An 11,990-nucleotide genomic window follows, 5' to 3' on the forward strand; every position below is an offset into this window, starting at 1 on the left:
TCCGTTGGACGGTCAGGCCGTCGCCGAATGGCATGCCCGGGCCCGCGGTCTGCCCTGAAGTTCATCAAGGAGGCATCATGAACAACAAGCTCTCGCAACGCTGGATCGGCATCGGAACCCTGGCCCTCGCGCTTCCGTTCGCCGCTGCGGCGCAGGAGGCCGTGGCGCGCAGTACCGTCAATCTTCGAGCCGGCCCTGCGGGCGACTACCCGGTCGTGGCCCGGCTGGGCCCCGGCCAGCCCTTCGAGGTGCTGGGCTGCACCAGTGGCTACAGCTGGTGCGACGTGGTGCTGCCGGACGGCCTGCGCGGCTGGGTGTATGCGGGCGCCGTCGACTACGTCTACGAAGACCGCCGCCTTCCCTTGGCGTCCTACGGCGCGACCATCGGCGTGCCGATCGTCGGCTTCACGATCGGCAACTATTGGGCCGACCACTACCGCGACCGGCCCTGGTACCGCGAGCCGCGCTGGTGGCACGGGCGGCCGCCGCCGCCGTCGGCCGGTTGGCGGCCGGTGCCTGCACCTCGTCCGGATTGGCAACCCCGGCCCTGGCAGGACCGCGAGTCGGGCTACCGCCCGCGTCCGGGTCCAGGCTACCAGCCCCAACCGGACCCGGGCTTCCGGCCGCAGCCCGGCTGGCAGCCGCAGCCCGGGCAGCGCCCACCGCCGGAGCACGGCTTCCGGCCGCCGCGGCCCGATCGTGACGTTCGTCCGCCGCAGCCAGGCCCCGACTTCCGTCCGCCGCAGCCAGGCCCTGATCTCCGTCCGCCGCGGGCCGATCGTGGTGTCCTGCCGCAGCATGCCCAACCGCCCGGCATGCCACCAACCGCTCGCCCGCCGCAAATGCAGCCGGGCCCGCCGGCTGCTCGCCCGGCAGTGCCAGCGCCATCGATGCCCGGCGCGGATCTGCGGCAGCAGCAGATGGACAGGATCAACAGGCCGCCGTCGGCGTCGGGCGACCGTCCTTAGGGGGCTTGATCCTTCTTGCGCGCGATCAGCGCCACGAAGCGCTGCGCGCCGAGGCCCAGCGGGCGCTCGCGCGACCAGACCACGTCCACCCACAGGTCCAGCCCGTTCGAGAGGTTCTCGAACGGGATCTCCAGCAGTGCGCCGGTGGCCACGTGCGGCCGGGCGAAGTTGCGCGGCAGCCAGCCCCAGCCCAGCCCGGCAGTGATCAGGCTCAGCGCCGCCAGCGCGTTGTCGGTGCGCCAGACATGGCGCGCGAACTCGAAGCGCGCGTCGCGGGTGGTCAGGTCGCGGCCGGCCACCACGATCTGCCGGGTGGTCCTCAGGTGGTCCTCGCGCAGACGGCCGCCGGCACCAGCCAGCACGGGATGTGCGGGCGCGATCACGGCCACCATCATCTCGTTGGCGACTTCGTGAAAGGCCTCGCGACCGTCGAGGCTCGGGCGCTCGAACACCAACGCCAGCTGCGCGCGGCCGCTGTGCAACAGCGCCAGCGCATCGTCCTGCGGCGCGGCCAGCACCTCGACCTCCAGCTGCGGGTATTCCTGTGCGAGCGTGGCCAGCGCTCCGCTCCACGGCGCGGCCAGCAGTTCCGGCGCGATGGCAAGGGTCAGCCGGTTCTCCAGGCCCTGCGTGAGGGCGAGCGCCTGCACCCGAAGCTGCTGCAGTTGCGCGGACAGGAGGCGCGCCTGCGGCTCCAGTGAGCGCGCGGCGGGGGTCGGCTGGGGCTCGCGCCCTTTGCGGTCGAACAAGGCGAGGTCCAGCTCCGCCTCGAGGTTGGCAATCGCCATGCTGACCGCCGAAGGCACGCGGTGCAGCGCGCGGGCGGCGGCCGAGAACGAGCCGTGGTCGAGTACGGCGAGGAAGACCTCCACGTTGTCGCTGTTGAAACTCATCGCCCTATCAGTAAACCTGAAAGAAGATGACTTTATATGTCAGCGACAGACGCATAACGTCGACCCCTCAGCAAGCACTACAGGAAAGAGTTCATGCAAGGCCTCAAGCGCCGCATCGTCTACATCACGCTCTACGAGGGCATTGCCATCATCGTGGCCAGTGGGGGACTGGCACTGATGACCGGCCAGAGCGCCGGTCATTCGGGCGTCGCGGCAGTGCTGGCGTCGGCCATCGCCATCCTGTGGAACCTCACGTTCAACGCCTTGTTCGAGCGCTGGGAGTCGCGCCAGGCCATGCGCGGACGGAGCCTGCGCCGCCGCATCGCCCACGCGATCGGCTTCGAGGGCGGGCTGGTGGCCTTCCTCGTGCCGGTCTTCGCCTGGTGGCTGGACGTGAGCCTGTGGGAGGCACTGGTGATGGACCTGGGCCTCGTGGTGTTCTTCCTGGTCTACACCTTCGCCTTCAACTGGGCGTTCGATGGCGTCTTTGGCTTGCCCGCCTCCGCGTCCGCGGCTGCGCAGCCGGCGTAAAATTGCCGGCTCCCAAGGAGCGTTGCAGCGCGGCCCTCCCATCGAGGGCGCCGCGTCAGGCTTGGGCTTCCATTTTTTGGAGTGCAACGACGCTCGCCTGATCTCCATCCGCAGGTGAGCCCATGTCGTCCGATCCCTCCTCTCCCGTCCAAGTCCCCCCGATGAAGCTGTCCGGCCTGGAGCCGGTGCAGATCGGCGCGGGCACGCTGTTCGTCAACATCGGCGAGCGCACCAATGTCACCGGCTCCAAGGCCTTCGCGCGCATGATCCTGAACGGACAGTTCGAGGAGGCGCTCGCAGTGGCGCGCCAGCAGGTCGAGAACGGCGCGCAGGTGATCGACATCAACATGGACGAGGCCATGCTGGACAGCAAGGCCGCGATGGTGCGTTTCCTGAACCTGATCGCCAGCGAGCCCGACATCGCGCGCGTGCCGATCATGGTCGACAGCTCCAAGTGGGAGGTGATCGAGGCCGGCCTGCGCTGCATTCAGGGCAAAGGCATCGTCAACTCGATCAGCATGAAGGAAGGCGTGGAGGCCTTCAAGCACCAGGCGACGCTGTTGCGCCGCTACGGGGCAGCAGCTGTGGTCATGGCCTTCGACGAGAAGGGCCAGGCCGACACTTACCAGCGCAAGACTGAGATCTGCGAGCGGGCCTACCGCATCCTCGTGGACGAGGTGGGCTTCCCGCCCGAGGACATCATCTTCGACCCCAACATCTTCGCGATCGCCACCGGCATCGAGGAGCACAACAACTACGCGGTCGACTTCATCGAGGCCACGCGCTGGATCAAGAAGAACCTGCCGGGCGCCAAGGTCTCGGGCGGGGTGTCGAACGTGAGCTTCAGCTTCCGCGGCAACGATCCGGTGCGCGAGGCCATCCACACGGTGTTCCTCTACCATGCGATCCAGGCGGGCATGGACATGGGCATCGTCAATGCCGGCATGGTCGGCGTCTACGACGACCTCGAGCCATCCTTGCGCGAGCGCGTGGAAGACGTGGTGCTCAATCGCCGGCCCGATGCGGGTGAGCGCCTGGTCGAAGTGGCCGAAAGCGCCAAGAGCGGCGCCAAGGACGACAGCAAGAAGCTCGAATGGCGCGGCACGCCGGAGCAGCCGGTGTCCGTCAGCCAACGCTTGTCGCATGCGCTGGTGCACGGCATCACCGACTTCATCGTCGGGGACACCGAGGAAGCCTACCGCGCCATCCTGGCCAAGGGCGGCCGTCCGCTGCACGTGATCGAGGGCCCGCTGATGGACGGAATGAACGTGGTCGGCGACCTGTTCGGCGCCGGCAAGATGTTCCTGCCGCAGGTGGTGAAGTCGGCGCGCGTGATGAAGCAGGCCGTGGCCCACCTCATCCCGTACATCGAGGAAGAAAAGCGCCAGGACGAGGCCGCAGGCCGCGACGTGCGCACCAAGGGCAAAATCGTCATCGCTACCGTGAAAGGCGACGTGCACGACATCGGCAAGAACATCGTCACCGTCGTGCTCCAGTGCAACAACTTCGAGGTGGTGAACATGGGCGTGATGGTCCCCTGCCACGAGATCCTGGCGCGTGCCAAGGTCGAGGGCGCGGACATCGTGGGCCTGTCGGGCCTGATCACGCCCAGCCTGGAGGAAATGCAGTACGTCGCCGGCGAGATGCAGAAGGACGAGCATTTCCGCATCCGCAAGATCCCGCTCCTGATCGGCGGCGCCACCACCAGCCGCGTGCACACGGCAGTGAAGATCGCGCCGCACTACGAGGGGCCGGTGGTCTACGTGCCCGACGCCTCGCGCAGCGTGAGCGTGGCGCAGTCGCTGCTGTCGGAGCAGGCCACTGCCTACATCGATGAGATCAACGCCGACTACGACAAGGTTCGGCACCTGCATGCCAACAAGAAGCAGGTGCCGCTGTGGCCACTGGCCAAGGCGCGCGCCAACAAGACACCGATCGACTGGAAGGGCTACGTCCCGCCCGTGCCGAAGTTCACCGGCCGGCGCATGTTCCGCAACTTCGACCTGAGCGAACTTGCAAAGTACATCGACTGGGGGCCCTTCTTCCAGACCTGGGACCTGGCCGGGCCCTTTCCTGCGATCCTCAAGGACGAGGTGGTGGGCAGCGAGGCGGTGCGCGTCTTCGGCGATGGCCAGCGCATGCTCAAGCGCCTGATCGAGGGCCGCTGGCTCACTGCCAACGGCGTGATCGGCTTGTGGCCCGCCAACACGGTGAACGACGACGACATCGCGCTCTACACCGACGAGACGCGCACGCAACCCGCGCTCACCTGGTACGGCCTGCGCCAGCAAGCCGAAAAGCAGATGATCGACGGCGTGATGCGCCCCAGCCGCTGCCTGGCTGACTTCGTGGCACCGCGCGACAGCGGCCTCGCCGACTACGTGGGCATGTTCGCCGTCACCGCCGGCATCGGCATCGAGAAGAAGGAGAAGTTCTTCCTCGACGACCTCGACGACTACTCGGCCATCATGCTCAAGGCACTGGCCGACCGCCTGGCCGAGGCCTTCGCCGAGGCGCTGCACCACCGCGTGCGCACCGACCTCTGGGGCTACGCGCCGGACGAGGCCCTGAGCCACGAGGCGATGATTGCCGAGAAGTACCGTGGCATCCGCCCGGCGCCCGGTTACCCCGCTTGCCCGGACCACAGCGTGAAGGGGCCGATGTTCGAGCTGCTGCAGTGCCAGGACATCGGCATGACGCTGACGGAAAGCCTGGCCATGATGCCCGCCGCCAGCGTCAGCGGCTTCTACCTGAGCCACCCAGAAGCCACCTACTTCAATGTCGGCAAGATCGGGCGCGACCAGCTGCAGGACCAGGCCGCACGGCGCCACGAGCGCGAAGCGGACCTGGAGCGGCTGCTGGCGCCCAATCTCTGATGCCGGTCGAAAAACTGATGTTCGCGGCCGTGCACTATGCGGCGCTGGCGATCTTCGTCGCTGCCTGCTGGGGCTTCGGCCGGGCCGTGTTCGTGCGCCTGGGAGCACCGGTGCACCGCGACTTCTGGCTCGAAATGGCCATGACCACGGCGCTCGGCGTCGGCATCTTCATCTGCGTGTTCCAGGCGCTCGGCATCGCGGGGCTGCTCAATGTCCCCGGCGTGCTGCTGCCGGTCGCAGTGGGCTTTGCCGCGGCCTGCGTGCAGTTCCCCGCCTGGCTGCGGCTGGCGCGCGCCCTCGAGCCCGGGCGGTCCCTCACCTCGCTCGAGAAGGTGGGCCTGGCCGCGCTGGCGCTTGTCGCGCTGCCCACGCTCGTGGCGCCGCTGGCGCCGCCGGCCGCCTTCGACGAGCTGATGTACCACCTGCCCTACGCGCGCCAGGTGGCGCAGAGCGGCACATTGGGCATCCACGAGTGGCTGCGCTACCCCTGGTTTCCATACAACTACAACCTGCTCTATGCCGGCGCGCTGCTGGTCGGTGACGACGCGCTGCCGCACTTCATGAACGCCCTGGCGGGCTGGCTGTCGGTGTGGATGGTCTACCGCCTGGGCGTGCAGCACCTCAACCGGGTGCTGGCCTGCGCCGCAGCCGGCATCTGGCTCGGCATCGGCGACTACTCCAACGCGCTGATCGACATGGGCGTCGCGCTCTTCGTGCTGTCTGCCTGGATCGCCCTCTGGTGGTGGAACGAGTCGCACGCGGCGCAGCCGGCCCAGGGCGCGCGCTGGCTGGCCCTGGCGGCCTTCTTCCTGGGCCTTGCGGCCGGGTCCAAGTACCAGGCCCTGACCTTCCTGCCGCTGGCCGCGTGGTTCGTGGTCCGGCGCGAACGGCGCCCGGCCGTCTGGGCGGTGGGACTCGTGTGCTTCCTGCTGCCTTGCGTCTACTGGTACGCGCGCAACGCGGTGATGACCGGCGACCCCTTCAACCCGATCGGCGCCAAGCTGTTCGGCTTCAGCAACTGGAACCTCGCCGACTACAAGAACCAGCTCGACGACGTGCGCGCCCACGCGGCGTTGCCGAACTTCCTGATCTGGCCGGTGGTGCTCGCGCCCTTCAGCCTGGCGTGGCGGCGCTCGGCGGCGGTGCACGCGGCAATCGTGTTCTGCGCCTATTCGCTGCTCGTGTGGGCGCTGACCTCGCGCTACCCGCGCTACATGACCGCTTCCTTCCCGCTGCTCGCGCTGGTTGCGGTGCTCGGGTGGCAAGTGCTGCTGGAATGGGTCGCGGCGGGGTTGCGCAGGCTGCTGCCGGCGATCGGCCGGCCTGGCTGGACGCTGCGTGCGGGCAGCATCGCGGCCGGCCTGTTCCTCGCTGTCTTGGCGGCGGTGTCGTTCCGGCACACCCTGCGCGAGGTGGCCAGGGTGTCGCCCACGCCTGCTGCCCGCGAGGCTTTCCTGCGGGCCAACGTGCCGGGCTATGCCGTGATGAACCACGTGCGCGAGCAGGTCTCGGGCCGCGTCTACCAGATCGCACTCAGCGAGGCGATCTACTATGGGCCCAACCCGATCTGGGGCGACACCCTCGGTCCCTGGCGCTATGCGGATTTCCCGCTGTTGCCGGCGGCCGATGCCGCGCGCAGGTTCGCCGGGCTGGGCTTCGAAGCCATCGTCATGCCCGATGCGGTGGCGCTCACCTTGACGAGCCATGAGGACTTCAACCGCCACTTCGCCCTGATGTACGAGCGGGACGGCGCCAAGGCGTACCGTATCCTGCCCCCCGCACCATGACCGAAGCCCCTGCCTCCAACGCCGCCTGGCCCGCGCTGCACATCGCGGCGGTGATCCCCTGCTACAACGAGGCGCTCGCCATCGCGCAGGTGGTGGACGAGTTCCGCGCCGTGCTGCCCGAGATCGAGATCCACGTCTTCGACAACGCCTCCACGGACGGCACCGCCGATGTGGCGCGGGCGGCCGGTGCCCGGGTCACGCATGTGGCCCTGCGCGGCAAAGGCAATGTTGCGCGCCGCATGTTCGCGGACGTGGAGGCCGACATCTACGTCATGGTCGACGGCGATGCCACCTACGACCTGGGCGAGCTTCGCCACCTGGTCGACACGCTGGTGCAAGGCAACCTCGACATGGTGGTCGGCTCGCGCGTCGACGACGGCGGTGACGCCCAGACCTACCGCACCGGCCACCGCTTCGGCAACCGGCTGCTCACCGGCGCAGTGGCGGCGCTTTTCGGCGGCCGGCTGACCGACATGCTCTCCGGCCTGCGCGTGTTCTCGCGGCGCTATGCCAAGTCCTTTCCTGCCGTCTCCGAAGGCTTCGAGATCGAGACCGAGCTCACGGTCCACGCGCTGGAGCTGCGCATGCCCTTCGCCGAGCTGCCGGTGCGCTATCGCTCGCGGCCCGAGGGCTCGCACAGCAAGCTGTCCACCTACCGAGACGGCTGGCGCATCCTCAAGACCATCTGCCAGCTGTTCGTGAGCGAGAGGCCGTTGCTGTTCTTCTCGGGCATTGCGACCGTGCTTGCGCTGGGCTCGATCGTGGCGGCAGTGCCCCTGGCCCTGACCTACCTCGCCACCGGCCTGGTGCCGCGCCTGCCTACCGCGGTGCTGCTGACCGGCACCATGCTGACAGCGATGCTGGCCTTCGTCTGCGGCATCGTGCTGCATGCCGTGACCATGGGGCGCCGCGAGGCCAAGCGTCTGCGCTACCTCGGCATCCCGGGCGTGCTGCACCGCGGGCCCGTCGAGCAGCCCTGACGATGAAAGCGGGCCGCGAGTTCCTGCTGTTCGCGCTCGCCGGCGTGATCGGTTTCGGCGTCGATGTGGGCGTGCTCTACCTGGCGGCGCCGCTGCTGGGCTGGTATGCGGCCCGCGTGCTGTCCTTTCTCGCGGCCGCGACCGCCACCTGGGCGCTGAACCGGCGCTATGCCTTCGGCGCACGCCATTCGGGTGCGTCCCTGGCGCGCGAATACCTGGGCTACCTGCTGACCATGCTGGGCGGCGCGGTGGTGAACTATGGCGTCTACGTGCTCGTGCTGCATACATTCAGCGGGGTCTGGGTGCCCGCGCTCGGCGTGGCGCTGGGCAGCTGCGCGGGGTTGGCGCTCAATTTCCTCGGCGCGCGACAACTGATCTTCAAGTCCCGGCGCGGGCACTGACGGAAGCGGCGCGATGCGCAGCAGCTGTAACACACGTTGCTGTTGGATGAAGAGAAAAGTACTATTTGACTGATGTAGTCGAGGGCGAAGGCTCGCGACTTTCCGATCATTCACCGGAGGGAAGGTGCCGACTCTCCTTGTCATGGAAGGCGCTCGCTGCGTCCGACGCCTCCGGATTCCCGAAGGGGAGGTCCGGATCGGGCGGTGGGACGGCAACGAGGTCGTTCTTCCCAGCCGGAAGGTCAGCCGGATCCACGCGTTGCTGAGCTGCCGCGGAGGCTTCGCGACGATCAAGGACGCACGCAGCACCAACGGAACCTTCGTCAACGGCAGCCGCATCGAAACCCTGTCCGTGCTGGACGGCGACCGGCTGCAGTTGGCCGACGTCGAGCTCCTGTTCTGCTGCATGGATGATCCGGCGGCGGAGCTCGCACAAGCCCGGCCGGCGTCAGGCCCCGATGCGAGCGCCACCGCCCATGGAGACCTGGTCGCAACTCCATCGCCGGGAGGCGGCGAGCGCATGCGGTCCCCGCTGGCGAACCGGATACGCCACGCCGAGTCCGTCGGAGAGGGCGTCGCCTTCACTCTCCCGATGCGTGGCCGCGAGGTGTCGGCGCTGATCACCTACGACGCCCTTGCCTCGCATTTCGGCGCCTACGCCTTCGGGGAAGACGGCGGCAGCCGCGCGCTGGATGCCTACGAGGCGAACCATCTCGCCATTCATGTGGCGGCAACCTATCGGTTCCAGCAGCTTCCGCACGAGCCGGTGGTCTTGCGGGCGCGCGATTTCTAGTGCGGAGGGGCTGAGAAGACGGATATCCGCCCTCTGCATTCGGTGCTCGTATTCCTCAGTGCGCGCCCGACACCACCACTGGAATCTCCGTGGCCGGCGGCGTGTTGCGGCTGCGCCCGCAGCGCACGATGCCGTCGATCATCACCATGCCGACGCCGGGGATGTCGCCCAGCTGCACGCTTTCGAGCAGCGTCTTGCCGGCCGTGTGCTGCGCCCGGTCCATGAAGACGAAGTCGGCCGCGCGGCCGGGTTCGATCAGCCCGCAGTTCAGCTTGCGGATGCGCGCCGTGTTGCCGGTCGCGAAGCAGAACACCAGCTCGGCCGGAATGTTGGCGAGCGAAGACAGCATCGCCACCATGCGCAGAATGCCCAGCGGCTGCACGCCCGAGCCGGCCGGTCCGTCGGTGCCCAGGATGATGCGGTGCGGGCACTTCAGATCCAGGGCCGCCTTGGCCGCGGCGATGGCGACACGCTCGTTGCCGTTGTGCACGATCTCGATGGCGCGCGAGGACTTCTCGCACAGCTCGCACACGTGGGCTTCGGGCAGCGAGGTGTGGCCGCCATTGATGTGGCCGATGACGTCGGCATCGGCCTCCAGCACCACGTCCTTGTCGATCAGGCCCGAGCCCGGAATCGAGGGCCCGCCGGTGTGGATGGTGCTCTGGATGCCGTACTTGCGCGCCCAGGCCACCATCTCCTTTGCCTCGTAGCCGGCCTTCACCGAGCCCAGGCCCACCTCGCCCAGCAGGCCGACGCCGGCCTCGGCCATTTCCTTGAAGTCGCTCTCGACCATGCCCTTCTCGAGCACCGGCGCGCCCGCCAGCACCTTGACGCCGCCGGGGCGGAAGTTGTCGAAGGCGCGCTGCGCCGTAATGGCCAGCGCCTTCACGCCGACGATGTCCTTCGGGCGGCCGGGCAGGTGCACCTCGCCGGCGGAGATCATGGTGGTGACGCCGCCATGCATCGTGGAATCGATCCAGCCCAGCTGGCCCTGGCGCGGCGTCCAGTCGCCGAAGACGGGGTGCACGTGGCTGTCGATCAGGCCCGGCGCGACGCAGGTCTTCTTCGCGTCGATGACCGTCTGCGCGCCTTCGGTGTCGCAGTCCTTCTCCTTGCCGATGGCGACGATCAGGCCGTCGTTCACGACGATGGTGTCGGCCTCCAGAATGGGGCGGTCGAGGTCGCCCGAGAGCAGCAGACCTATGTTCCGGATGACGACCTTGCCCGACTTTGCGCCAGTTGCGACTTCTGCCATTTTTTGTCCTCTTGGGGTGGTGGTGTTTCTTCCTCGGGAGCGCCCGCATCGACCGTGCGCAGCACGGTCTCGATCACGAAGTCTTCCCAGTGCGCGACCGCCTCCGGCGTCTCCAGCGGCTCGCCCAGGAAGGCGGTCAGCGTGTGGCGGTTGGAGGTGTAGAAATAGCCGGTGGAGGCGATCAACAGGTAAAGGTCGCGCGCCGCCACGTCCTTGCGGAACAGGCCTTGCGCCACGCCGCTTTCGAGCAGCTCCTGAATGATCGCGATCGCCTTCGACGAATACTCGCGCGCGCGCAGCGACTTCGCGATGTGCCGGCCCTTGTGCAGGTTCTCGGTGTTGAGCAGCGTCACGAACTCGGGGTTCTTGCGGTAGTAGCCGAGCACGAAGCTGATCACCGCCGCCAGTGCCTCGACCGGCCGGCTCGCGTCCAGATGGAGCGCTGCCTCCGCGTCGTCCATGCGACGGTAGATGCTTTCCAGCACCGCGATGAACAGCCCTTCCTTGCTGCCGAAGTAGTAGTAGATCATCCGGTCGTACGAATTGGCGGCCTTCGAGATCTTCTCGACGCTGCCGCCGTCGTAGCCGTACCTGGCGAACACCTTCGTGGCCGCGCGCAGGATGCTGTCGCGCGTGGCCTGCGCCGCGGCTTCGCGCACGCCGGTGCGGCGCGTGGCCGGCTTGGGTGCGCGGGCCGCTGCCATCTACTTTTCGGCGAAGGCGCGTTCGATGACGAAGTCGCCCGGGGTCGACGTGTTGCCTTCCTTGAAGCCGCGGCCTTCCAGGATGTGCTTCAGGTCCACCAGCAGGCCGGGGCTGCCGCACAGCATGACGCGGTCTTCGGCGGCGTTCAGCGGCGGCAGGCCCAGGTCGTCCGTCAACTTGTTGGTCGCGATCAGGTCGGTGATGCGGCCCATGTTGCGGAACTCCTCGCGCGTGACGGTCGGGTAGTAGAGCAGCTGCTTCTCGACCATCTCGCCCAGGAACTCGTGCTTGGGCAGGTGGTCGGTCACCAGGTCGTGATAGGCCAGCTCGTCGATCTGGCGCACCCCGTGCACCAGCACGACCTTTTCGTACTTCTCATACGTCTCCGGGTCTCGGATGATGCTCATGAACGGTGCGAGGCCCGTGCCCGTGCCGAAGAGATAAAGACGCTTGCCCGGCAGCGTGTAGTCGATCAGCAGCGTGCCGGTGGGCTTGCGGCCCACGATGATGGTGTCGCCCACCTGGATGTGCTGCAGCTTGGAGGTGAGTGGCCCTTCCTCGACCTTGATGCTGAGGAACTCCAGGTGCTCCTCGTAGTTCGGGCTCACGATGCTGTAGGCGCGCAGCAGGGGCTTGTTGTTGATCCTCAGGCCGATCATCGTGAAGTGGCCGTTCGAGAAGCGCAGCGCCGGGTCGCGGGTGGTGGTGAAGGTGAACAGGCGGTCGGTCCAGTGGTGGACGCTCAACACACGTTCTTCGCTGAATGCACTCATAGGAATCAGGGATGGTTGTGAACGAAAA

At 67.7% G+C, this 11,990-nt stretch carries 11 protein-coding genes and 1 riboswitch; of the genes, 7 read left to right on the plus strand and 4 right to left on the minus strand.

The window, feature by feature from the left end:
• The first annotated feature begins 77 nt into the window (after positions 1 to 77).
• Entirely contained in the window at positions 78 to 968 is an 891-nt protein-coding gene (locus tag G3W89_RS01395; protein ID WP_162572433.1) for an SH3 domain-containing protein, read from the plus strand.
• On the opposite strand, the gene G3W89_RS01400 is transcribed toward G3W89_RS01395, so the two are convergent.
• Positions 965 to 1,861 (minus strand): LysR family transcriptional regulator, encoded by an 897-nt coding sequence (locus G3W89_RS01400; RefSeq protein WP_162572434.1) that lies wholly within the window; start codon positions 1,859 to 1,861, stop codon positions 965 to 967. The two genes, G3W89_RS01395 and G3W89_RS01400, sit on opposite strands and share 4 nt — an antisense overlap.
• Before the next feature lie 93 nt (positions 1,862 to 1,954).
• Between G3W89_RS01400 and G3W89_RS01405 the strand changes: the two genes are divergently transcribed.
• The 6 genes from G3W89_RS01405 (at position 1,955) to G3W89_RS01430 (ending at position 9,229) form a co-directional block, all read left to right on the plus strand.
• Positions 1,955 to 2,392 (plus strand): PACE efflux transporter, encoded by a 438-nt coding sequence (locus G3W89_RS01405; protein ID WP_162572435.1) that lies wholly within the window; start codon positions 1,955 to 1,957, stop codon positions 2,390 to 2,392.
• 8 nt (positions 2,393 to 2,400) lie between these two features.
• A riboswitch (S-adenosyl-L-homocysteine riboswitch) is annotated at positions 2,401 to 2,494 on the plus strand.
• A 20-nt stretch (positions 2,495 to 2,514) separates the two neighbouring features.
• A complete protein-coding gene (gene metH, locus G3W89_RS01410; protein ID WP_162572436.1) occupies positions 2,515 to 5,268 on the plus strand; it encodes a methionine synthase in 2,754 nt (917 codons plus the stop codon).
• Entirely contained in the window at positions 5,268 to 7,055 is a 1,788-nt protein-coding gene (locus G3W89_RS01415; protein ID WP_232076262.1) for a glycosyltransferase family 39 protein, read from the plus strand. The genes metH and G3W89_RS01415 overlap by 1 nt, the downstream gene beginning before the upstream one ends.
• A complete protein-coding gene (locus G3W89_RS01420; RefSeq protein WP_162572437.1) occupies positions 7,052 to 8,035 on the plus strand; it encodes a glycosyltransferase family 2 protein in 984 nt (327 codons plus the stop codon). Before G3W89_RS01415 ends, G3W89_RS01420 begins: the two co-directional genes overlap by 4 nt.
• 2 nt (positions 8,036 to 8,037) lie before the next feature.
• The gene (locus tag G3W89_RS01425) at positions 8,038 to 8,436 is read left to right on the plus strand and encodes a GtrA family protein (RefSeq protein WP_162572438.1); all 399 of its coding nucleotides are present in this window, start codon (positions 8,038 to 8,040) and stop codon (positions 8,434 to 8,436) included.
• A 124-nt stretch (positions 8,437 to 8,560) separates the two neighbouring features.
• Complete coding sequence (locus G3W89_RS01430; RefSeq protein WP_162572439.1) at positions 8,561 to 9,229, plus strand: FHA domain-containing protein; 669 nt, start codon at positions 8,561 to 8,563, stop codon at positions 9,227 to 9,229.
• Between the two features lie 55 nt (positions 9,230 to 9,284).
• On the opposite strand, the gene G3W89_RS01435 is transcribed toward G3W89_RS01430, so the two are convergent.
• Genes G3W89_RS01435 through G3W89_RS01445 form a run of 3 tightly spaced genes read right to left on the minus strand, consistent with a single transcriptional unit; the run spans position 9,285 to position 11,962 of the window.
• Entirely contained in the window at positions 9,285 to 10,484 is a 1,200-nt protein-coding gene (locus tag G3W89_RS01435) for an amidohydrolase family protein (RefSeq protein WP_162572440.1), read from the minus strand.
• Complete coding sequence (locus G3W89_RS01440) at positions 10,430 to 11,188, minus strand: TetR family transcriptional regulator (protein ID WP_162572441.1); 759 nt, start codon at positions 11,186 to 11,188, stop codon at positions 10,430 to 10,432. The genes G3W89_RS01435 and G3W89_RS01440 overlap by 55 nt, the downstream gene beginning before the upstream one ends.
• A complete protein-coding gene (locus tag G3W89_RS01445) occupies positions 11,189 to 11,962 on the minus strand; it encodes a ferredoxin--NADP reductase (RefSeq protein WP_162572442.1) in 774 nt (257 codons plus the stop codon).
• Between the last annotated feature and the right edge of the window lie 28 nt (positions 11,963 to 11,990).

The sequence above is a fragment of the Variovorax sp. PBL-H6 genome (assembly GCF_901827155.1).
Classification (GTDB): Bacteria; Pseudomonadota; Gammaproteobacteria; order Burkholderiales; family Burkholderiaceae_C; genus Variovorax.

Bases quoted from the DNA above. Each gene is read 5' to 3' on its own strand.
- G3W89_RS01405 (WP_162572435.1), top strand. From the start codon at position 1,955: ATGCAAGGCCTCAAGCGCCGCATCGTCTACATCACGCTCTACGAGGGC.
- G3W89_RS01400 (WP_162572434.1), bottom strand. From the start codon at position 1,861: ATGAGTTTCAACAGCGACAACGTGGAGGTCTTCCTCGCCGTACTCGAC.
- G3W89_RS01435 (WP_162572440.1), bottom strand. From the start codon at position 10,484: ATGGCAGAAGTCGCAACTGGCGCAAAGTCGGGCAAGGTCGTCATCCGG.
- G3W89_RS01440 (WP_162572441.1), bottom strand. From the start codon at position 11,188: ATGGCAGCGGCCCGCGCACCCAAGCCGGCCACGCGCCGCACCGGCGTG.
- G3W89_RS01415 (WP_232076262.1), top strand. From the start codon at position 5,268: ATGCCGGTCGAAAAACTGATGTTCGCGGCCGTGCACTATGCGGCGCTG.
- G3W89_RS01425 (WP_162572438.1), top strand. From the start codon at position 8,038: ATGAAAGCGGGCCGCGAGTTCCTGCTGTTCGCGCTCGCCGGCGTGATC.
- metH (WP_162572436.1), top strand. From the start codon at position 2,515: ATGTCGTCCGATCCCTCCTCTCCCGTCCAAGTCCCCCCGATGAAGCTG.
- G3W89_RS01420 (WP_162572437.1), top strand. From the start codon at position 7,052: ATGACCGAAGCCCCTGCCTCCAACGCCGCCTGGCCCGCGCTGCACATC.
- G3W89_RS01395 (WP_162572433.1), top strand. From the start codon at position 78: ATGAACAACAAGCTCTCGCAACGCTGGATCGGCATCGGAACCCTGGCC.
- G3W89_RS01445 (WP_162572442.1), bottom strand. From the start codon at position 11,962: ATGAGTGCATTCAGCGAAGAACGTGTGTTGAGCGTCCACCACTGGACC.